The organism is Taklimakanibacter lacteus (assembly GCA_003576695.1).
GTDB lineage: Bacteria > Pseudomonadota > Alphaproteobacteria > Rhizobiales > Aestuariivirgaceae > Taklimakanibacter > Taklimakanibacter lacteus.
This window is the reverse complement of record QOZQ01000005.1, coordinates 140,247-160,849: the sequence shown is the minus strand read 5'-3', so window position 1 is coordinate 160,849 and position 20,603 is coordinate 140,247. Positions and strand designations below refer to the sequence as shown.

18 protein-coding genes are annotated in these 20,603 nt (G+C 63.6%); 16 read left to right on the top strand and 2 right to left on the bottom strand.

Features of this window, described 5'->3' with window-relative positions; translation table 11 throughout:
- The first annotated feature begins 48 nt into the window (after positions 1-48).
- Positions 49-3,609: an EAL domain-containing protein gene (locus DT068_RS11335; protein WP_119389947.1), complete on the top strand. Its 3,561-nt coding sequence runs from the start codon at positions 49-51 to the stop codon at positions 3,607-3,609.
- A 67-nt stretch (positions 3,610-3,676) separates the two neighbouring features.
- Here DT068_RS11335 and DT068_RS11330 read toward each other — a convergent pair whose 3' ends face one another.
- Entirely contained in the window at positions 3,677-4,852 is a 1,176-nt protein-coding gene (locus DT068_RS11330) for an acetyl-CoA C-acetyltransferase (RefSeq protein WP_119389946.1), read from the bottom strand.
- A gap of 97 nt (positions 4,853-4,949) precedes the next feature.
- Between DT068_RS11330 and DT068_RS11325 the strand changes: the two genes are divergently transcribed.
- The 14 genes from DT068_RS11325 to DT068_RS11260 all read left to right on the top strand — a co-directional run bounded on the left by DT068_RS11325 (position 4,950) and on the right by DT068_RS11260 (position 19,055).
- Entirely contained in the window at positions 4,950-5,807 is an 858-nt protein-coding gene (locus DT068_RS11325; RefSeq protein WP_368904672.1) for a GntR family transcriptional regulator, read from the top strand.
- A 124-nt stretch (positions 5,808-5,931) separates the two neighbouring features.
- On the top strand, positions 5,932-6,708 hold the full coding sequence (locus DT068_RS11320; protein WP_438816427.1) for an SDR family NAD(P)-dependent oxidoreductase: 777 nt from the start codon (positions 5,932-5,934) through the stop codon (positions 6,706-6,708).
- Between the two features lie 25 nt (positions 6,709-6,733).
- Positions 6,734-7,399: a class II aldolase/adducin family protein gene (locus DT068_RS11315; protein WP_119390253.1), complete on the top strand. Its 666-nt coding sequence runs from the start codon at positions 6,734-6,736 to the stop codon at positions 7,397-7,399.
- A gap of 124 nt (positions 7,400-7,523) precedes the next feature.
- The gene (locus DT068_RS11310; RefSeq protein ID WP_368904671.1) at positions 7,524-8,495 is read left to right on the top strand and encodes a sugar ABC transporter substrate-binding protein; all 972 of its coding nucleotides are present in this window, start codon (positions 7,524-7,526) and stop codon (positions 8,493-8,495) included.
- A gap of 68 nt (positions 8,496-8,563) precedes the next feature.
- Positions 8,564-10,078 carry a sugar ABC transporter ATP-binding protein gene (locus tag DT068_RS11305; protein WP_119389943.1) on the top strand — a complete coding sequence of 505 codons (1,515 nt, stop codon included), beginning with the start codon at positions 8,564-8,566 and terminating at the stop codon, positions 10,076-10,078.
- Positions 10,075-11,076, top strand: a complete 1,002-nt coding sequence (locus DT068_RS11300; protein WP_119389942.1) for an ABC transporter permease — start codon at positions 10,075-10,077, stop codon at positions 11,074-11,076. The genes DT068_RS11305 and DT068_RS11300 overlap by 4 nt, the downstream gene beginning before the upstream one ends.
- Positions 11,076-12,065, top strand: a complete 990-nt coding sequence (locus tag DT068_RS11295; protein ID WP_368904669.1) for an ABC transporter permease — start codon at positions 11,076-11,078, stop codon at positions 12,063-12,065. Before DT068_RS11300 ends, DT068_RS11295 begins: the two co-directional genes overlap by 1 nt.
- Positions 12,066-12,083: 18 nt before the next feature.
- Complete coding sequence (locus DT068_RS11290; protein WP_119389940.1) at positions 12,084-13,031, top strand: carbohydrate kinase family protein; 948 nt, start codon at positions 12,084-12,086, stop codon at positions 13,029-13,031.
- A gap of 10 nt (positions 13,032-13,041) precedes the next feature.
- The gene (locus DT068_RS11285) at positions 13,042-13,800 is read left to right on the top strand and encodes an SDR family NAD(P)-dependent oxidoreductase (RefSeq protein WP_119389939.1); all 759 of its coding nucleotides are present in this window, start codon (positions 13,042-13,044) and stop codon (positions 13,798-13,800) included.
- 84 nt (positions 13,801-13,884) lie between these two features.
- Positions 13,885-15,783 carry an acetoacetate--CoA ligase gene (locus tag DT068_RS11280; RefSeq protein ID WP_438816426.1) on the top strand — a complete coding sequence of 633 codons (1,899 nt, stop codon included), beginning with the start codon at positions 13,885-13,887 and terminating at the stop codon, positions 15,781-15,783.
- A complete protein-coding gene (locus DT068_RS11275; protein ID WP_119389937.1) occupies positions 15,780-16,937 on the top strand; it encodes a thiolase family protein in 1,158 nt (385 codons plus the stop codon). The genes DT068_RS11280 and DT068_RS11275 overlap by 4 nt, the downstream gene beginning before the upstream one ends.
- Positions 16,934-17,353: a Zn-ribbon domain-containing OB-fold protein gene (locus DT068_RS11270; RefSeq protein ID WP_368904668.1), complete on the top strand. Its 420-nt coding sequence runs from the start codon at positions 16,934-16,936 to the stop codon at positions 17,351-17,353. Before DT068_RS11275 ends, DT068_RS11270 begins: the two co-directional genes overlap by 4 nt.
- Positions 17,354-17,366: 13 nt before the next feature.
- Positions 17,367-17,822 (top strand): MaoC family dehydratase, encoded by a 456-nt coding sequence (locus DT068_RS11265; RefSeq protein ID WP_119389936.1) that lies wholly within the window; start codon positions 17,367-17,369, stop codon positions 17,820-17,822.
- A 3-nt stretch (positions 17,823-17,825) separates the two neighbouring features.
- Entirely contained in the window at positions 17,826-19,055 is a 1,230-nt protein-coding gene (locus tag DT068_RS11260; protein ID WP_119389935.1) for an MFS transporter, read from the top strand.
- 9 nt (positions 19,056-19,064) lie between these two features.
- Here the strand turns inward: DT068_RS11260 and DT068_RS11255 are convergent, their stop codons facing one another.
- A complete protein-coding gene (locus DT068_RS11255; RefSeq protein WP_119389934.1) occupies positions 19,065-19,652 on the bottom strand; it encodes a YqgE/AlgH family protein in 588 nt (195 codons plus the stop codon).
- A gap of 152 nt (positions 19,653-19,804) precedes the next feature.
- Here DT068_RS11255 and DT068_RS11250 point away from each other — a divergent pair, with 152 nt between their 5' ends.
- Positions 19,805-20,596, top strand: a complete 792-nt coding sequence (locus DT068_RS11250) for a protein-disulfide reductase DsbD domain-containing protein (RefSeq protein ID WP_119389933.1) — start codon at positions 19,805-19,807, stop codon at positions 20,594-20,596.
- The last annotated feature ends 7 nt before the right edge of the window (positions 20,597-20,603 follow it).

Here is a 20,603-nt window from a genome sequence, read left to right as displayed (position 1 = left end):
CGTTTGCCAAGGAATTGATTCGCATTTATCGGATTTGAGGCCGGTCGAATGGCGCTTTTGCGCATATCCATAGCCCTGTTCATGGCGCTCTTCCTCGCCGTGGTCGCCAGCGCGCAGGACAAGACCGTGGATGTGGCCTTTGACGGCGCCGGTATCGATATCCTGCCTTATCTGCTGTCGGTCGATACCGACAAGAGGGAGGTGACGATCAAGACGTCCGAGGAAGCGGACGGCATCCTCATGGAGCTCCAGGCCAAGGGGCCGGAGGCCGTTCACCGCTGGATCGTGGTGACCTTGACCAACAGTGGTGCCGCGGCGCGCGATGTCGTGGTGGCGACCCCGCATCAGGGTTTTGCCGGATCGGGCGTGCTGTGGCCGAAGCCCCTGGGCTCGCGCATCCAGAATGTCATTGGCGCGGGTGCCGCCACGATCGCGCCTTTGCGGGTCGTCAATGCGGATGCCTTTGCGCTGCGCATCGAGCCCAGAGGCAAGGTGACGGTCGCCATGGAGCTGACCCGCACCGGCCTCGATGAGATCGGGCTGTGGCAGCGGATCGCCTTCGACGCCAAGGCCGAGCAGAGCGGCTTTTATCGCGGCGTGATATTGGGCATCGCGATGCTGCTCGGCATCATCGCCATCTCGCTCTATGCGGTACGCACCCTTGCCGTCTTCCCCTTCGCGTCGGTCTTCATCTGGTCGGCGATCGCCTTTCTGGCGCTCGAATCCGGTTACCTGCCGCAGATCAACGACCTCTTGCCCGACAATTTCGAGCTCGGTCCGGAAATCCGCGCGGTGGTCGAATGTCTGATGCTGATCGGTCTCATCCTGTGCCTGGTATCCTTTGCCGACCTGCGCAAGCGCCGGCCGATCGCCGGCAACATATTGCTGCTGACCGCGGCCCTGCTGCTGGCCCTTCCGGTCTATGGCTGGTTCGAGCCGGCGCGCGCCTCGGGAATTGCCCGCATCGGCTTCGCCATCGTGGCGTTCGCCGGTTTCTTTGTCGTTTTCGCCATGTGGCGCGAAGGTGCGGCGCGCGCCCGCGTCTCGCTCCTGTCCTGGGCGATGATCGTGGTCTGGACGCTGCTCGCCGCCATTGCGGCGTTGACGCCGGCCGCCGACAGCATGGCCAAGCTCGGGCTTTCCGCCGGGTTGCTGCTCGTCCTGCTCACCATGGGCTTTGCCTTGGCGCAGTTCGCCTTCGCCCAGGGTTTTCTCGCCCAGCGCTTCTTCGCCGAGGATGCCAGGCGCGCTTTGGCGCTGGCCGCCTCGCAGCAATGCGTATGGGACTGGCAGGTTGAGGCGAACCATCTCCATGTCGGCGAGGATATCGAGAAGACACTCGGGCTGCGCCGCGGCAGCCTGAAGGACAATGCGCCGGAAGCCTGGATCGATCTCGTCCATCCCGCCGACCGCAGCGCCTATCTTGCCGCCGTCGAAGAGGCCGAGCGGCGCGGCCAGGGCGGCTTCAGCCAGGAATTCCGCCTGCGTCGCGGCGACGGCACCTACCGCTGGTTCCTGCTCAGGGCACGTGCCATTCCGGGGCCCGAGCAACGCGCCGCCCGCTGCATCGGCACCTTGAGCGACATCACCGCGACGCGCCGTGCCCAGGACCAGCTGTTGAGCGACGCGGTGCATGACCGCGTCACCGGCCTGCCCAACCGGGCACTTCTTCTCGATCGTATCGAGCGCGAGATCAGCGCCTCGGGCCGTGCGCCGGTCAACAATCTCTATCTCATGCTCATCGATCTCGATCGCTTCAAGGCGGTGAATGACGGGCTCGGTCACGAGACGGGGGACGGGCTGCTCAAGATCGTCGGGCGCAGGCTGGCGGCCATAGCCAGCGAGCACGACACCGTGGCGCGCATGCCGGGTGACCAGTTCGCCATTCTCTTCCATGGCGACCGGCCGAAGCGCGACATCCTGCCCTTCACCGACAAGGTGCGTGCCACGGTCTCGAAGCCGGTGAATATGCGCCCGCAGGAGATATTCCTTACCGCCAGCATCGGTGTTTCGGCGCTGCGCGAAGGCAGCCTCACGGCCGAGGGCCTGGTCAAGGATGCGGCGGTGGCGCTCTATGAAGCCAAGCGGCGCGGCAAGGACACGGTCGAATTCTTCCGCCAGGCGATGCGCGATGACCGCAATGAGCTCGTGGTACTGGAAGCGGAGCTGCGCCGCGCGCTCGAGCGCAACGAGATCGAAGTGCTCTATCAGCCGATCGCCCGGATCGCCGACATGGAGCTGGCGGGATTCGAGGCGCTGGTGCGCTGGCGCCACAAAAGCCTGGGTCTGCTCGCGCCCGAAAGCTTCATCGCGGTTGCCGAGACCACCGGCATCATCAAGGACATCGGCCGGCATGTGCTCAACGAGGCTGGACGGCAGCTTGGCATATGGCAGCGCGCCTTCCGCCCGCATGATCCGCTCTTCGTCGCCGTCAATGTCTCCTCCAGCCAGTTCCTCGCCGCCGATCTGCTGGATGATGTGAAGTCGCTGCTCACCCGTGAGGGGCTGGTGCGCGACACGCTGAAGCTCGAAGTCACGGAATCGGTCGTGATGGAGAATCCGGAGCTGGTGATCCAGATTCTTGACCGGCTGAAGCAGATGGGCATCGGCCTCGCCTGCGATGATTTCGGCACCGGCTATTCGTCCCTGTCCAATCTGCGCCGCCTGCCCTTCGACACGCTGAAGGTCGACCGCAGCTTCATCGAGGCGGATGTCGATGATGCCAAGGCGGCGCTCATTCTCGAATCGATCATTCTGCTCGCTCACGACCTCGGTCTGGCGGTCGTGGCGGAAGGCATCCAGTCGCAGGAAGACGTCGACCGGGTGGGAGCGCTCGCTTGCGATTTCGGCCAGGGCTATTTCATTGGCGAGCCGATGACGGCGAAGCAGGTCGTCGACGTCCTGAGCGGCGTGCCGATCGGCGCCGCCAAGCACAAGACCGCCATCGACACGCTGTGGGAGCGCATGGCAGGCACGTCCAATGTGCGCGAGCCCGTACCTGTGCCCGTCGAGGAAGAAAGGCCCGCGCCGGTCAAGCGGCCGCTGGCCGAGCCGATTGTCGCGAAAGACCTCAAGGTCGCGAAGGAGCCCATGGCAGCGAAGGAGCCTGTGGCAGTCAGGCAACCGGACGGCATGAAAGGTCCCCCCGCGGCGCCGCCACCCTTGCCCGACGACGCAAAGACGGCAAAACGTCCGGTCGTGCTGTTGCCGCCTTTGACGCCGCCGGTGTTCGATCGCGCCCTGAAAGTACCGCCGCCACCCCCGCCCGCCGAGTCAAGCGATCTCGTCAAATCGGATCCCGCTGTGCCGGCGCCGCCTTTGCCGGGCATCGCCCCGATGGCGCCGCGTGCCGCGGCGCGGGCGGCAACGGATGAGCCCGCGGATAATATGGCAGCCAAGGACGAACCGGTGACCGAGGAGAGTCTGGCCCAGGATATCGCGGCCGACGAGGTTGTGCCGGAGGCTGAGGAAGAGCAGGCAGAGCCGGATGCCGAGCCCGCGGAGCCGCCGGCGCAGAATGGCGAGGCGACCCAGGAGGCCAAAGCGCGTCTTGGCCGCAAGCTGCGCCGCAAGGTTGCCGCCAAGGAGCAGCCGCCGGCCGAAGCTTGAGGCGTTTGGAAGCGGCGCCGGCGGCAAGCATTGCCACGCGGAGACAGGCCTGAAAGGTCGCGCCGCGCTATCGCTCGAGACAGATGGCAACCCCTTGTCCCCCGCCGATGCAGAGTGAAGCGAGCCCCTTCCTGACGTTCCGCCTGACCATCTCGTGTATCAGCGTGACGACGATACGGCATCCTGAGCCGGCCAGGGGATGACCAAGCGCGATGGCGCCGCCATTCACATTGATGCGCGCGCTGTCCCACCCCATCTCGCGGTTGACGATGATCGCCTGGGCCGCAAAGGCTTCGTTGATCTCGAGCAGATCAAGATCATCCGCTCTCCATCCGGCTTTTGCGAGGACTCTGCGACTGGCGGCGACCGGACCAAGCCCCATGTCCATGGGCTCGACCGCGCCCGATGCGTAGGCCGCGATGCGCGCGAGCGGCGTGAGGCCGTGTCGCTGCAGCGCTCCCTCCGCCACGACAAGCACCGCGGCGGCGCCGTCATTGAGGCCGGACGAGTTGCCTGCCGTAATGGTGCCGTCAGATGCGAAAGCCGGTTTGAGACGGCTAAGGCGTTCGAGCGATGCATCTGCCTGCGGATGCTCGTCACGGGCGATGATGGCTTCTCCGGAGCGCAGCTTCACTGTGATCGGGACTATCTCCGCATCGAAGATTGCGGCTCCTTGCGCTGCTTGGGCTTTTTGCTGGGAATGCAAGGCAAAGCGGTCCTGGGAGTCGCGGGTGATCTGATAGCGTTGGACGAGGCGCTCCACCGTCGCCCCCATATGCACGTCGTGGAAGGCATCGGTCAGGCCATCGACAAGCATGGAGTCCCGCACCGTCTGCTCTCCCATGCGACAACCCCGGCGGACGCCATAAACGAGGTGAGGAGCCTCGGTCATGCTGTCCTGGCCGCCGGCCACGATGATTTCCGCGTCACCGCACTGGATGGCTTGCGCGGCGAGATGTATGGACCTTTGACCTGCGCCGCAGACCTGATTCACGGTCAGGGCCGGCGTGGTGACCGGCAGTCCGGCACGAAGTGCGGCCTGACGGGCAGGGTTCTGTCCGGCTCCACCCGTCAGGACCTGCCCGAGGATGACTTCCGACACGGCGCCGGGATCGAGGGCCGCGTCATCGAGCATGCCTGCAATCACCTGGCTGCCGATCATCGCTGCCGGGAGGCCGGAGAGGGAGCCGTTCAATTTTCCGATCGGAGATCGTTTGGCTGCAACAATATAGACGTCGGTCATCTTCGCCACTTCACGCGCGCTGTTCCGACAGGGCGCCCTTGCATTTCTACTTATAACCAATAATCTGTTGATGGAGAAGCCTGTGGGAAGGAGTGCCGTGACAAAAGCCAAATCGCGAGGGCGCGGAAGGCCCCGATATGATGCGGAGGATGCCAAAGCCGCGGCCGCCTTCCGGAAACTCGGCGCCAAGACCACTCTCGAGCGCGAGGACGTGGCCCCGCTATGGGTGCAACTGCGCAATCGAATAGAGGACGCGATGAACAAGGGGGTTCTTGCGGCGAATTCGCGGATACCTTCCGAGCAGGCCTTCTGCGAGATATTCGGTGTCTCCAAGCCTGTTGTGCGCGCCGCTCTGGGTGCCCTGTCGGTGGATGGCCGGATCATCAAGATGCCGAGAAAGGGCATGTTCGTCGCTCCGCCGCGCGAGCATGTCGACTTCATGGCCACCAATCTCGGCGTGTTCGGAGATCTGACCGCCAAGGGCCACAAGGTCTCGACCAGGACTTTCGAATTCGTACGTGCGAAACCATCGGAGAAGGAGCGCCGCATATTCGGGCTCCCGCCGGAAGGCGATGTCGTGCGCATCGGGCGGGTCTACATGTCCGACAATGTTCCGATCACCATGACCCACATTTCGCTTCCCGGCCACCGGGTGCCGGGGCTCGAAACCCGCCTTGGCGAAAACATGTCCGTCTTTCAAACGCTCCGGGAGATTTATGGCATTACCCTGTCGCGTGCCGACCGCTGGTTGACGGCGGCTCTTCCGACGCCGGAGCAGGTTGATCGCATGGGCATATCGGCGCACACGCCGCTCATCGCTATCGAGTCGCTCGCCTATGATACTGAGGGAATGCCGCTCGAATACTATGAGGCAGTGTACAATTCATCGCTGGCCCGCATTCACATGGCGGTAGGGCATTCTCCCGCCGGCCAATTGCTCAAGACATCTTTCTGATCATAACCAGATTGACAATATGGTTATGATCAGATATTCGTAGCGCCAACGCCGCAAGAGACGGTAGGCAATCACCTGTTCCGCGCAAGGCAGCCTCTGCCGTAACAGGACATGGGAGGACTGCGTGGGCTATCGCGACCTGCTCGATATGACGGATACCGTTTCGGTTGTGACCGGCGGTGCAAGCGGCATTGGGCTTGAGACGGCGCGCGCCTTGGCCGCCTGCGGTTCGACCATCATTCTTCTCGATCAGAACGAAGAGAGTCTCGCCAGGGCTGCAAGCGCCCTGCGCGCCGCAGGCATCGCCGTAGGTGCGGCCGAACGGCTGGACGTCACCCAGTCCGCGGCGGTGACGGCGATGGCAGACCGGTTGTTCGAGCAGTTCGGCGCCGCCGACGTCCTCGTCAACAGCGCCGGTATCGCCCGCCTGAACGGCGGTCTCGAAACGCCAGACGACGAATGGCGCCTCGTCATGGATGTGAATGTGAACGGCACATTCTGGTGCTGTCGGGCCTTTGGTCGTCACATGATTGCGCGCGGCAAGGGCAGCATCGTCAATCTCGGATCGATGTCGGGCATCATCGTCAACCGCCCACAGACGGCCCCGTCCTACATGGCAAGCAAGGGTGCCGTCCATCAACTGACCAAGGCGCTCGCCGCCGAATGGGCCAAGTCCGGCGTGCGCGTGAACGCGTTGGCGCCCGGCTATGTCGGCACCGACATGACGCTCAAGATGCGTGAGCGGCCCGAGCTGTTCAATGTGTGGCTCGACATGACGCCGATGGGCCGTTGCGGCGAGCCGTCGGAAATCGCCGCTGCCGCCGTGTTCCTGGCATCGGCCGCGTCATCATACATCACCGGATCCATCCTATCGATCGACGGCGGATATACCGCGTGGTGATCCCGACATGGAGAAGCTGAAACTGATGGACAAAGACGAACGTCAGAAGAGACAATCGATCATAGACGCCTGCATCGAGATGAATGCGGTGGGGATCAACCAGGGCACATCCGGCAATATCAGTGTGCGCCATGGTGAGGGCATTCTGCTGACGCCGACCAGCGTTCCCTACAAGTCGCTGAAGCCGGAAGACATCGTCTTCATGCGCTGGGACGGAAGTTGGGAGGGACCGCTCGGACCGTCGAGCGAATGGCGCTTCCATCTCGACATCCAGAAGGCGCGCCCGGATGTGAATGCCGTTGTGCATGCTCATCCGCTTTACTGCACGACGATCGCAATCATGGGTCACGACATTCCGCCCCTTCACTATATGATCGTGGTCGCGGGCGGCAGCACCATCCGCTGCGCGCCCTACGCAACCTTCGGCACCGCCGAGCTGTCCGCCAATGCGGTCAAGGCGCTGGAAGGGCGGCTTGCCTGTCTTCTCCAGCACCATGGGCTCATTGCCTGCGGCAGGACGCTGGACAAGGCCATGTGGCTTGCCGTCGAGGTCGAGACGCTGGCGCGCCAGTATCATGGCTGTCTTCAGCTCGGAAAGGTGCCGCTTCTGGCGGAAGACGAAATCCAGAATGTCATCAACCGCATTGCTGCGGCTGGCTATGGTCGCAAGGAGACAACTGCCGCGGCATGATCCGCGCATCGAATTGCCGCGCGAAAAGAGCGCGGCAAGCCGCCCCGAAGGGGGATATGAAACTGCAAAATGGGAGGAAGATCCGATGGAGGAGTTGTTTGGGCGAAGCGGAAACATGCTGAAAATGGCAGTTGCCGCATGTGCCTTGTTGTGCGCCGCCTACACGACAGGTGATGCCCGGGCGGATGAGCTCTCGCTCAAGGGCAAGAAGATCGGTGTGTCGATTGTCGGTACGGATCACTATTGGGATCTGATGGCCTTCAAGGGCATCACTGAGGAAATCCAGAAGCTGGGCGGCGAAGCCATTGCGCTGGACGCCGGCCGCAAAGACCAGCAGCAGATTGCCCACCTCCAGACGCTTCTGGCGCAGAAGCCCGATGCCGTGGTCGAGGTGCTCGGCAATATCGAGGTTCTCAATCCCTGGCTGCAGAAGATCAAGGAAGCCGGCATTCCGCTGTTCACGGTCGACACGGTCACGCCGCATGCTTTGAACAACACGACATCGAACAACTATAATATCGGTGCCGAGATCGCCCTGCAGATGGTCGCAGACATGGGCGGCAAGGGCAATGTGCTCGTGTTCAACGGCTTCTACAGCGTGCCTGTCTGCAAGATCCGCTACGATCAGCTCAAATATGTCCTAACCTCGTTTCCGGAGGTCAAGATCATCGAGCCGGAATTGCGCGATGTGATTCCGAACACGGTCCAGAAGGCTTATTCGGACGTCACCGACATGCTCACCAAGATGCCGGAAAAGGACTCGGTCAAGGCGGTATGGGCCTGCTGGGATGTGCCGCAGATCGGCGCATCGCAGGCGGCCGAGGCGGCTGGTCGCACGGAGGTGAGGACTTACGGCATCGACGGCAGTCCGGAAGTGATCAAGATGGTCATGGACCCGAAATCGACGGCCGCCGCCGTAGCCGCCCAGCAGCCCTACGAGATCGGCAGGACGGCCGTTCAGAATGTCGCCAAGCACCTGGCTGGCCAGGTGGTGCCGCCCTTCACGATGGTTCCGGCCGTTCTCATCAACAAGGAGAACGCCGCCGAAAAGGGCAAGCCCTTCCTGGATGCCGCCGAAGCGGCGGGCGTAAAATAGCTCTAGCTGGCGGGACCGCTGCCGGGCATTGGCGGCGGTCCTGCCCTCATGTTTCAGAAAGCCAGCCCATGACGACACCGTCTTTGCGCATGAAGGGCATTTGCAAGGCATTCGGCCCTGTCAAGGCGCTGGTGGACGCCAGTCTCGAAGTCATGCCCGGAACCATTCATGGACTTGTCGGTCAGAATGGCGCCGGCAAGTCTACGATCATCAAGGTGCTGGCCGGCATCATTGCGCCGGATGCGGGATCGATCGAGATCGGCGGTCGTCCGGTCGGCCGGTTGACGCCGGCGTCGGTTGAAAGGCTGGGGATACATTTCATTCACCAGGATCGGCTTCTGGTTCCCACCGCCACGGTAGGTGAGGCTGTCTTTCTACGCCATGAGATCGGTTTCGGGGCCTTCATCAGCCGCCGACGCATGGCGGCAGCGGCCAATGAACTCCTGAAAAGATATTTCGGCATCGAACTTCCGGCCGGGGCGCTGATCAAGGACCTGACGACGGCCCAGCAGAAAATCGTGCAGATCACCCGGGCATTGGCGCAGAAGACAGCGGTGCTGGTGCTCGATGAGCCCACGGCATCGCTGGTCAAAACCGAGGTTGACAGTCTGTTCGCCGTTCTGCGCCGCCTGAAGGCCGACGGCATCGCGATCATCTTTATCTCGCACTACATGCAGGAGATCGACCAGCTGTGCGACGTCGTGACCGTGATGCGCAACGGTGCCGATGTCGGAACTGTCCGCCCCGCCGAGACCTCCATCGACAAGATCATTGCGATGATGATCGCGCGCGATGTTGGCGCCATGTTCCCCAAGCGCAAGGCTGCGATCGGCGCGCCGGTCCTCGATGTCTCGCAGTTGGGTCTTGCCGGCCGGTTCGAGGATATCAGCTTCACCATCCGCCAGGGTGAGATTGTCGGCATCACCGGGCTTCTGGGGTCGGGCGCCAAGGAGATCGTCAACTGCCTGTTCGGCCTTCAGACCGCCGACAAGGGGACGATCGCCGTCGAGGGCAGGTCCGTACACCCATCCGGTCCCTATGATGCGGTGGCCGCCGGGCTGGCGCTTCTGCCGGAAGACCGGCGTGCCCACGGCATCGCGCTCGACCTCTCGGTCCGCGAGAATGTCAGCCTCGCAAGCCTTGGCCGCTACAGCAGCAAGGGCCTCATCAAGAGGGCGGAAGAGGGGCGGCAAGTGGACGCGCTCATCCGGGAGTTGACGATCAAGACGCCCGGCAAGGACGTCCTGGTGCGCCAGCTGTCGGGTGGCAACCAGCAGAAAGTGTCGATTGCCAAGTGGTTGAGCTGCCAGTCGCGTATTTATGTGCTCGATGAGCCGACGGTCGCGGTGGATATAGCGGCCAAGGTCGAGATCTATGGTCTGCTGAACCGTCTGGCTGAACGGGGCGCAGCCATATTGATGCTCTCCTCCGATCTCCTGGAGCTCACTGGCATGTGCGACCGGGTGCTCGTGGTCTATCGCGGCGCGCTCACCGGTGAGTTCTCGGGAGCCAGGCTCGACAGCGATCTCCTGCTCGCCGCATCCTCCGGCGCGTCCCGGCCATCCGAAATGGAGGCCGCATGACGATGGCATCGGCTTCCGCGTCCGGGCCAAAGGGCCTCGCCGGCCGGGGAATCGCGACCTTTGCCGTGCGCGCTGGCGCTTTTGGGGCCTTTGTCGCGGTGATCGTCTATTTCATCCTGTTTGCACCGGGTTTCACCTCACCCTTCAACATCTTCAATGTCGTCGAGCAATCCGCAATTCTGGGCGTGCTGGCTTTCGGCATGGCGATCGTCATCATTGGCGGCGGCTCGAACATAACCGAAGGCGGCATCGATCTTTCGATGGCGGCGAATATGGGCCTGTGCGCCGCCGCCTATGCGAGCCTGCTGCAGGCGGGATATTCCGATCTGGTTTCGGTCGCCGCGGTGCTGCTGGTTGGTGCTGTTGTCGGAGCCGTCAACGCCCTGGCGGTCGTGGGGCTCGGCATCCTGCCACTTCTGGCGACTCTCGCCGTCATGAACATCGCCGGCGGCGCGGAGCTGACGCTCACCGAAAACACGGTGGTACCGGCATCTTCGCCGCTCCTGGCATTCCTCATGACCGGCCGTTTCCTTGATGTCTCTGTCCTGGCCTGGTTCCTGATCCTGTTCTCGGGACTCATGGCGGTCGCGATCCACTATACGGGCGTCGGCTTGCGGCTATACGCCGTCGGCGGGCATCCCGAAGCCGCGCGTGCCGCGGGCCTGGGCGTGCGGCGCTATGTGTCGCTCACTTATGTCTTTGCCGGTCTTTGTGCGGCGATTGCCAGCGTGCTCACCGTCTCGCGCCTCAGTGCCAGCACGCCGGGTTCCAACGAGATGCTGCTGTCGATCCTCGCCGCCGCCCTTCTCGGCACCGTGTTCTCCCGGCGTTTCGTGCCGACGGTCGGCGGAACGCTGCTCAGCGTCCTGTTCATCGGCTTTCTGTCCAACGGCTTCCAGCTGCTCAATGTGTCGAGTTACTGGGTCAATGGCGTACAGGGCGCCCTCATTCTTCTTGTCGTGGCCGCGACATCCTTTGCCCGCGGCCAGGAGGCGTGATGATGGAGAAGTCCCTGATCCGACCCGACACGATTTCACGTCTCGCAGGCTTGGCCGCAAGCTACAGCGTGATAATCGCCTTTCTCGCGGTCGTCACCTTCTTCTCGCTGTCAACGCCGACCTTCCTGACATTCGCAAACCTCTACAACGTCCTCGTGAACAACATCGTGATGCTGGCGATCGTGGCGCTTGGCATGACGCTGGTCGTATCGTCGGGCGGCATCGATCTCTCGGTCGGCGTCGCCGTCGATATGGCCAGCATGGTCTTCGTGATGCTGCTGGCAGCGGGCTTTGCCGGGCCGGCCGGTGTCGTCATCGGCCTGGCTGCGGCTCTTGCCGTCGGGGTGCTCAACAGCATCCTGGTGACGCGGCTCAGGATCAGCCCCTTCCTGGCCACCCTCGGCGTCCTCTTCATCGGCCAGAGCACCCAGCAGCTGTCGACCGGCGGCGGACTGCCGATCTATATGACATCGGGCTATCCCGCCGAGCAGTTCAACCTCATTGCCCGCACATCGCTCGCGGGCATTCCGACACCGGTCGTCATCCTTGTCCTGGGCATCGCCGCCGTCTATGTGGCGCTGCATCGCTCGGTGTTCGGACGCTATGTCCTGGCGCTCGGCATCCAGCCGGGCGTGGCGTGGTATTCCGGCATCCGCGTCAGCAAGCACATTTCCTGGGTCTATGTCGCCTGTGCCTTCCTCGCCGGGATAACCGGCATCATCCTGTCGGCCACGGTCAAGTCCTATGTGCCGCTCTCCGGCAATGCTTTCCTGCTTGATGCGATCGGCGCGACCTTCATCGGCACGACGCTCAGCCGCGAGCGCCGGCCCTCCGTCCTCGGCACCTTGCTGGGTGTCGTTCTGCTCGCGGTGGTGAAGAACGGCCTGCTCCTCATCGGCTGGAACTTTTACTGGCAGCAGGTCGGCGTCGGCGTGCTGGTCTTCCTTGTGCTGGCCGTAAGCTTCGGCCTGCGCCGCCACCTGAATTGACCATCTGCGGAGATGACGATGACCTTCGATGTGAGTTCGATCGGCTTTTACGTGCTTGATATCCTCGGTCGCCCGGTGAGCCGCATTCCGCCGGGCGGGCGCGCCGACTTCATCGAGGAAATCACCATGACCGTCGCCGGCACCGCCGGCGGGACCGCTGTCGATTGCGCGATACTGGGCCTGAGAACCCGCGCCGTCACCACGGTCGGCGAGGACGACATGGGCGACTTCATGGTTGCCAAGATGGAGAAATTCGGCGTCGACTGCGCGCTGGTTCGCCGCGCCGAAGGCATCCCGACCTCTTCGACCATCCTGCCCGTGCGCCCGAATGGCGAGCGCCCGGCGCTGCACGTACCGGGCACAGCTGCGGCCTTCACGCTCGCTCCGGCCGATCTGGATGCCGCCCTCGACGCCCGGGTCGTTCATATGGGCGGCACCGGTCTCCTCAAGGCCTTTGACGGCGAGCCGACGGTTCGTCTTCTTAAGGAGGCGAAGGCGCGTGACCGCATCACGACCTTTGATCTCATCCAGGCCAACCCCGAGACGATCGCTCTCGTGACACCCTGTCTTCCCTATATCGACTACTTCGTGCCCAGCATCGACGAGGCCCGTGAAATGGCGGGAGTTGACGAGCCGGATGCCGTCGCGCGCTTCTTCAAGAGCCAGGGCGTAAGGAACTGCGTCATCACTTTGGCGGCGGACGGCGTATTCGTTTCACCGGAGAACGGTGAGGACTTCCATGTCCCGGCCTTCGACATCCGGGTGTCGGATACGACCGGATGCGGCGACAGCTTTACCGCCGGCATCATCACCGGGATCATCAAGGGCTGGGATCTGAACTTCGCGGCGCGGTTTGCCAATGCGGTCGCCGCGAAAGTCGCGATGGGACTGGGCTCGGTCGGCAAGCTCGTGTCTTTCGATGAGACCATGGCGGCGATGAGCAGCCTGGCCGTCAAGCGGACGTGAGGAGAAGGCAATGGCAGGCGAATCGATGAAAGTGGCGCTGGTCACCGGTGCGAGCCGCGGCATTGGCCGCGCGATTGCGGCCGGCCTGGCCGAGGCAGGCTGCGACGTCGCCATCGTGGATCTGCCGTCCCAGTCGGCCTTGCTGGCGGAGGTCGCACAGGACATCGAGGCGGCGGGCAGGCGCGCCTACCTTCAGCCGATGGATGTCAGCGACCCGGAGAGTGTGCAACGGGCCGTCGATGCGGTGTTGCGCGAGGCGGGACGGATCGACATCCTCGTCAATAATGCGGGCATCCTTGTCCCGTCGCCGCTTCAGGATCTGACGGTCGATAGCTGGGATCGCCATTTCGATGTGAATGCCAGGGGTGTGCTTCTGGCCTGTCAGGCGGTGCTGCCGCAGATGCGCGCGCGGAAATCCGGACGCATCATCAATATCGCCTCCATCGCCGGGCGGCAGGGTGTCGCGACACAGGGTCACTATGCCGCGACGAAGGCGACGGTCATCACATTGACCCGGGTGCTCGCCCAGGAAGTGGGCATGGACGGCATCACCGTGAACGCCATCTGCCCCGGCATCATCCTGACCGAGATGGGCAAGAACAATCTCGGCAGCGAGGAAGCCATCCGTCACTGGGAAAATGTCGCGGCGCTGAAACGCTTGGGAAATCCTGAAGACATTGTTGGACCGGTCCGTTTCTTCACGTCTGACGAATCGGCCTTTGTCACGGGCCAGTCCCTGAATGTGTGCGGGGGCATCTATTTCCACTGAGCGCCAGACCGGTCGGGCCTGAGGTCGATGATGAAACGGGACATTTTATGGAGACCCTGGCCGGACGCTTTCGAGACGAGCGCAATGGCCCGGTTCGCCATGCAGAACGGCTTTGCGGCGGACGACTATGATACGCTGCATCGCTGGTCGGTCAGCGAGAAGGGGCCGTTCTGGAAGGCCCTGTGGGATTTTGCCGGCATCCTCGGTGAAGCCGGCGACCGGTGGTTCGTTCCCGATGTCGCGGCACCCATGACCGGAGCTGCCTTCTTTCCGGAGGCCAGCCTCAATCTCGCGGAAAACCTCCTCAAAGGCCCCGACCGGAGGGTTGCCGTCATCGCGGCGGATGAGACGGGTGGCTATGTCGAAATCTCACTCCGTGATCTGAAAGCCCGAACAGCACGTGCGGCGAACGGCCTGCGCGCGGCGGGCATAGGCAAGGGCGATGCGGTGGGCGGTATCCTCGCCAACCGGATCGATGCTCTGGTGGCGCTCCTGGCGACGGCCGCGATCGGCGCGATCTGGTCGTCCTGCTCGCCTGATTTCGGTGTACCGGCCATCCTCGATCGGCTCGGCCAGATCGAGCCCAGGGCCCTCTTCGTCTCGCCGCGCTATCGCTATGGCGGCAAGGAACACGATATCGCCGATCGGATAAGTGCAGTCGCCGCCGGCATGGCGAAGCTCCGCCTTGTGGTTCAGTGCGGTGAAACAGCCCGGCTGGCGCTCGCTCCTGCAATCGAATGCGTCGCCATGGGCGATCTTGGCGAGGAATTGCCGCTTGTCTTCGAGCGTGTCGCTTTCTCGCATCCGCTCTACGTGCTCTACACGTCGGGCACCACGGGCGCACCCAAGGCGATCGTCCACTCGACAGGTGGCGTGCTTCTGCAGCACGTGAAGGAGCACATGCTGCACGGCGATGTGCGGCCGGGCGATGTTCTCTCCTGGTACACCAACACCGCCTGGATGATGTATCACTGGCTGATCTCGGGGTTGGCCTGCGGGGCGGCCGTCGTCCTCTATGATGGGGCTCCTGTGCTCAAGACGTCGACGGGCCGGGATGTGGCGCCGCTGTGGAGGCTCGCCGAGAGAGCAGGCATCACCCATTTCGGCACCAGCCCCAAATATCTGGCGACGCTTGCCGATGATGACTATCGGCCGAAGGACCAGCACGATCTTTCTGCCCTGCGCAGCGTCCTGTCGGCGGGAGCGCCGGTGTCGCCCGTTCAGTTCGATTGGGTCTATGACAACATCAAGAAGGACATGATCTTCGCTTCCATATCGGGAGGCACGGAGATCATCGGTTGCTTCATGCTGGGCTCACCGCTTCATTGCGTCAGGCGCGGCGCCTTGACCGTGAAGGGGCTGGGTCTTGCGGTCAATGTCCTCGACGAGCGCAATGCGCCCGTGATCGGTCTGCAGGGCGATCTCGTCTGCACCGAGCCCTTTCCGTCGATGCCGGTTACATTCTGGGGCAAGAGCGGCCGCGAGCGCTATCACGCCACCTATTTTGCCGCCCGCCCGGAGATCTGGACCCATGGTGATGTGGCGGAGATGACGATACATGGCTCAGCCGTCATCTACGGGCGCTCCGACACGACGCTCAAGCCCGGCGGCGTTCGCATCGGCACGGCGGAAATCTATGCCGCCTGCGAGACCGTGCCGGGCATTGAGGATTGTCTGGTGTTCGGGACGCCAGTGGCCGGAGATGAGGAAGTGGTGCTGTGCCTCAAGCTCAAGAACGGCCTGATACTGACGCCCGAGCTGGCGAGCGCCATTCGTGGCCGCATCCGCGATCAGGCTTCGCCCCGTCATGTTCCGCACCGGATACATGTGGTGCGCGAGATTCCCTACACGTTGAACGGCAAGCGGGTGGAAGGTGCCGCGCGCACGGTCCTGCAGGGCGGCATCGTCAAGAACCTGGGGTCGCTCGCCAATGCGCACTGTCTCGATGAGTATCGCAATCTCGATCCGGGGCAGGCGCTGTGAGGTCGCTGCGCCGCAAGGCAGCCATTGCCGGCATCGGTGAATTGAAGCCGCAACGCCGGACATCCGGGCGAACGACGCTCGACATGATCGCCGAAGTGTCGCGCCTCGCCGTGATGGATGCGGGCCTGGAGCCCGGCGCCATCGACGGCCTCCTGGTCGGCCCGCAGGTTGGCGAAACGCCACAGCATGTGCCGGCGACCGTGGCCGAATATCTGGGCCTCAAGCCGACGATGGCCAATGTCGTGGATCTGGGCGGCGCCTCGGGTGCCGGAATGGTGTGGCGGGCGGCCGCCGCCGTAGCGGCTGGCATGTGCGAGGCGGTGCTCTGCGTGCTCGCCAATACGCGCGAGGACGTGCCGGCGCGCTCGACCAATCGCAATCCCATAAGGGAGTTCGATGTGCCTTTCGGCGCATCGGGCGCCAATGTCTCCTATGCGCTCCTGATGCAGGCTCACATGGCCATTTATGGCTCGACGGCGGAGGATTTCGCGCGCATCGCGGTATGGGCGCGTGCCAATGCCCAGGTCAACCCGGACGCGATCTTCCATGGCAGGCCCGCGACGCTGGATGATGTGCTCGCCTCGCCGATGATCGCCTCGCCCCTGCATCTCCTCGAGATCGTGATGCCGGTGGCGGGCGGCGATGCGCTCGTGATTGTATCGGCGGACCGTGCGAAGAGCCTGAGGGGACAGCCGGTATATGTCCTGGGCGGCGGCGAGAAGGTAACGCATCGCGCCGTCTCGCAGGCGCCGTCGCTCACCTCGGGGCCGCTCAAGCCCGCCATGGCGCGTGCGCTCGACCAGGCGGGACTGCCGGCTGCGGAAATGGACCTTCTTTCCCTCTACGACTGCTACACCATCATGGTGGCGACGACGATCGAGGATCTCGGTCTCTGCGCGCCGGGCCAGTTTGGCCAGTGGGTGCGCGATCACGATCTGGGTTTCACGGGAGACAGGCCCGTCAACACGCATGGCGGACAGCTCGGTTTCGGCCAGCCCGATCTCGCCGGTGGGATGACCCACATCGTCGAGGCGGTGCGTCAGCTGCGCGGCAGCGCCCACGGGCGGCAGATCAGGAATCCAAGATATGCGCTCGCCACCGGCAATGGCGCGACCATGAGCGAGGCGACCGCCCTCGTGCTGGGAGCTGCATGATGACGATCGACCTTGACGGTCTTGCTCTGCCGGGTCCGACCATCACGGCGGTGACGGCGCCGTTCTGGCAGGCGGCGGCGCTGGGCAAGCTCATCATCCAGCGATGCGGCGACTGCCGGTCATATGTGTTCTACCCGCGTGCGCTGTGCCCGCGGTGCTGGAGCAGCCGCCTGGGCTGGGTGGAAGCGAGCGGCCGCGGCACGCTCAAGTCCTATTCGCGCATCCACAAGCCCGGCCATCCGGCCTGGGAGCCGGCAGCGCCTTACATCGTCGGCCTCGTCGAGCTTGAAGAGAGCCCGACCATGTTGAGCTTCATCCATGCGGCTGAAAACATCGCCATAGGCGATTGCCTGGAACTGTCGCCAACACGATTCGGCGGGCGGACGCTGCCGGCATTCCGCAAAACAACTGACTGACAGGAGGAAAGCGATGAGCGAAGCAAAGACGGCAGATGGCTGGGCAGGGGTCCTCAAGGGTCGCCCGGCCGTGGGTGCTTTCGCCGAGCGGTCGCGGCGCACCACCATGAAGGACATCGTGGCCTTCTCGGAAATCACCGGCGACTATAACCCATTGCACTATGACAGGGACCTAGCGGAACAGTCGGTCTTCGGAAAGCTGATCGTGCAGGGAGGCGTGACTTCCGGCATCCTCAATGCGCTGGTGGCGGAAGATCTGCCGGGGCCCGGCACGGTCTTCCTGTCGGTCGAATGGAAATTCGTGAAGGCGGTGGGCATCGATGAGCTGATTACCGGCCGGGTGGAAATCAAGGATGTGCGCCCCGACAAGCCGATCTGCAAGATCGAAACGAGCGTGCGCAACGAGGCCGGCGACATCTGCCTCTCGGGCACGGCCACCGTCTATACGGTTCCCCTGAAGAAGAAGTGAGCGATGCCGCAGGCGGAGCATCGGCTCGACACGCGTCGCTGGCGCATCCTGGCGCTGCTCGCGCTTGCCATCGTGCTCACCCTGACGACCTGGTTCTCGGCGGCTGCGGTAATCCCGGAGCTGGAGCGCGAGTGGCAGCTGTCGCCCCATGCCGTCTCCTGGCTTGCCAATGGTGTTCAGATCGGCTTCGTCTGCGGCGCGCTGACGGCAAGTCTCGTCATTCTCCCGGACGTTGCGCGGCTCAATTGGTTGATGGCGAGCGGCGCGGCTCTCGCGGCGCTGAGCAACGCCTTGCTGCTGCTCGAGCCCGGCCCTGTCGGCGCCATTGCGCTGCGGGTGATGACGGGTGTTGCGCTGGCCGGCGTCTATCCTCCGGCGCTCAAGCTGGTTTCAACCTGGTTCGATCGCGATCGCGGATTGGCGCTCGGCGTGGTGATCGGCGCGCTGACGCTGGGCTCCTCCTTGCCGCATCTGTTCCGCGGCCTCGCGCATACCATCGACTGGCATGTCGTGGTCGCGGCCTCGTCACTTTCGGCGCTCGCCGGTGCCGTCCTCTTTGCCTTGTTCGCGCAGGAGGGGCCTTGTCCCTTTGGCCGCGCCGTTTTCGACCCGCGCCAGATCGGTCCCGTCTTCCGCAACCGTGATCTGCTGCTCGCCAATCTCGGGTATTTCGGCCATATGTGGGAACTCTATGCCATGTGGGCCTGGCTCCTTATCTATGTGAAGAATGGCTTCGCGGCCCAGGCGCTTCCGTCTCCCACGATCGCCTCCCTCGTGACTTTCGCGGCCATTGCCGTTGGCGCGCTGGGCTGCATCCTTGGCGGCGTCCTGTCTGATCTTGTTGGCCGCACCCTGACGACGGCCGGAATGATGGCGGTGTCGGGCCTGTGCGCGCTGCTGGTGGGCCTTACGTTTGACGGCCCCCCCTGGCTGTTTGTCCTGGTGATCCTTGTTTGGGGCATATCGATCGTCGGCGACTCGGCGCAGTTCTCGGCCGCGGTTTCGGAGCTGGCGGACCAGAGATTTGTCGGCACCGCCCTGTCGGCTCAGCTGGGCATCGGCTTCGCTTTGACGGCCCTGGCGGTCTGGCTCATTCCTTTGTTTGCAGGCTCCATCGGCTCCTGGCAGTGGGCGTTCCTGATGCTGGTGCCGGGTCCGCTGGTCGGCATGGTGGCCATGCTCCTGCTTCGGAGAAGTCCGGCCAGCCTGCGGCTGGCCAAGGGCAGGCGCTGACTCAGATCCTCACGCATGCCCGGCTTCCGACGACAGCATCGCCGGATCGACGCCGATCTTGTGCAGTGCGGCCAGGTATTTGCTGTCGAGGTCATTGCCGAACAGGAGCTCCTCGTCGGCGGTGCAGGACAGCCAGCCATTGCGCTGGATCTCATCCTCGAGCTGGCCCGGTGCCCAGCCGGCGTAGCCGAGCGCCAGCAGTGAGCGCCTGGGCCCCTGGCCGCCGGCAATGGCGCGCAATATGTCGAGCGTCGCCGTCAGCGCCACGCGCTCGTCGATGGGCAATGACGTGTCGGCGGAGAAATAATCGGATGTGTGCAGCACGAAGCCGCGCCCAGGCTCGACCGGGCCGCCGAACTGCACCAGCATCGTCTGCACGTCGTCAGGCAGCCGGATGCGGTTTTCCTGCGGCATGATGTCGAGCCGCTCCAAAAGCTCGCTGAAGGAGATCATGGGCGCCCGCTTGTTGACGATGATGCCCATGGCGCCGTTGTCGGAATGGGCGCACATGAAGATGACCGATCTGTCGAAGCGGGGGTCGCTCATGCCCGGCATGGCGATCAGCATCTGGCCGTCGAGAAAGGATGACCTTTTCATGGAACTCCACCCTTTGCTTCCAGGCCTAGGTTAATGCGATTTGGCCCCGGCGCAAAGCGGTCAATCTGACATTAAGTTGATGGGCCTATACTGGAAGTTGATTTGGCCATGATAAAGGCCAGGTCTAGGACCAATATGAAATCGAGCACAGCATGCGAAGACGCCAGTTCATTTTTGCCGCTTTGAGCCTGCCCGGCCTTTCGGTGGCGTCATGGGCGGGAGCGCAGACGCGCTACCGGGCCCGCCTCATTGGCGGCGAGACGCAAGGCGGCGTGTGGCGTGCGGCGCTCGACATCGCCCTCGACAAGGGCTGGAAAACCTATTGGCGCATGCCGGGCGACGCGGGCGTCCCGCCGCAATTCGACTGGTCGGGTTCCCGCAATGTCAGATCCCTCACCGTTCTGTGGCCGGCGCCGGCGCGCTTCAACGATGAAAGCGGCGAGACGGTGGGATACAAGGACCGTGTTGTTTTTCCACTCGATGTCACGCCGGCGGATGGGGGTGAGCCCGTCGATCTCCGGCTGAATGTGTTTCTCGGCGTCTGCGAGGTCATTTGCATACCGGTTAAGCTTGAGGAAGCTCTCCTCCAGGCTGCTCCGGTACCCGCCGATGCGAGCCTGATCGCCGCCTTCGCCGCGCGCGTGCCGGAGAAGGTCGATGCCCGAGCGCGCTTCCGTGTCGCCCGGGCATCGCTGGTGGAAGAGGCGGACAAGCCGGCCTTGGCGCTGCATCTTGAAGGTCAGGGCTTTGACAGGGGGCTCGATGTCTTTGTCGAGGGCAGCGATTTTGCTTACTTCCGTGCGCCGCGGATGGCGGGCGATGCGGCGAATATCCATCTGCCGATCGACGGCCTGAAAGACCCGGCCAAATTGCGCGGCAAGGCTCTCACCCTCACCATGGTCGCCGGCGATATTCGCCTTGAACAGGACGTCGTGGTCGATTAAGCCTTCG

Bases quoted from the DNA above. Each gene is read 5' to 3' on its own strand.
- DT068_RS11335 (WP_119389947.1), top strand. From the start codon at position 49: ATGGCGCTTTTGCGCATATCCATAGCCCTGTTCATGGCGCTCTTCCTC.
- DT068_RS11330 (WP_119389946.1), bottom strand. From the start codon at position 4,852: ATGACCGACGTCTATATTGTTGCAGCCAAACGATCTCCGATCGGAAAA.
- DT068_RS11315 (WP_119390253.1), top strand. From the start codon at position 6,734: ATGGACAAAGACGAACGTCAGAAGAGACAATCGATCATAGACGCCTGC.
- DT068_RS11310 (WP_368904671.1), top strand. From the start codon at position 7,524: ATGGCAGTTGCCGCATGTGCCTTGTTGTGCGCCGCCTACACGACAGGT.
- DT068_RS11305 (WP_119389943.1), top strand. From the start codon at position 8,564: ATGACGACACCGTCTTTGCGCATGAAGGGCATTTGCAAGGCATTCGGC.
- DT068_RS11300 (WP_119389942.1), top strand. From the start codon at position 10,075: ATGACGATGGCATCGGCTTCCGCGTCCGGGCCAAAGGGCCTCGCCGGC.
- DT068_RS11295 (WP_368904669.1), top strand. From the start codon at position 11,076: ATGATGGAGAAGTCCCTGATCCGACCCGACACGATTTCACGTCTCGCA.
- DT068_RS11290 (WP_119389940.1), top strand. From the start codon at position 12,084: ATGACCTTCGATGTGAGTTCGATCGGCTTTTACGTGCTTGATATCCTC.
- DT068_RS11285 (WP_119389939.1), top strand. From the start codon at position 13,042: ATGGCAGGCGAATCGATGAAAGTGGCGCTGGTCACCGGTGCGAGCCGC.
- DT068_RS11280 (WP_438816426.1), top strand. From the start codon at position 13,885: ATGGCCCGGTTCGCCATGCAGAACGGCTTTGCGGCGGACGACTATGAT.
- DT068_RS11270 (WP_368904668.1), top strand. From the start codon at position 16,934: ATGATGACGATCGACCTTGACGGTCTTGCTCTGCCGGGTCCGACCATC.
- DT068_RS11265 (WP_119389936.1), top strand. From the start codon at position 17,367: ATGAGCGAAGCAAAGACGGCAGATGGCTGGGCAGGGGTCCTCAAGGGT.
- DT068_RS11260 (WP_119389935.1), top strand. From the start codon at position 17,826: ATGCCGCAGGCGGAGCATCGGCTCGACACGCGTCGCTGGCGCATCCTG.
- DT068_RS11255 (WP_119389934.1), bottom strand. From the start codon at position 19,652: ATGAAAAGGTCATCCTTTCTCGACGGCCAGATGCTGATCGCCATGCCG.
- DT068_RS11250 (WP_119389933.1), top strand. From the start codon at position 19,805: ATGCGAAGACGCCAGTTCATTTTTGCCGCTTTGAGCCTGCCCGGCCTT.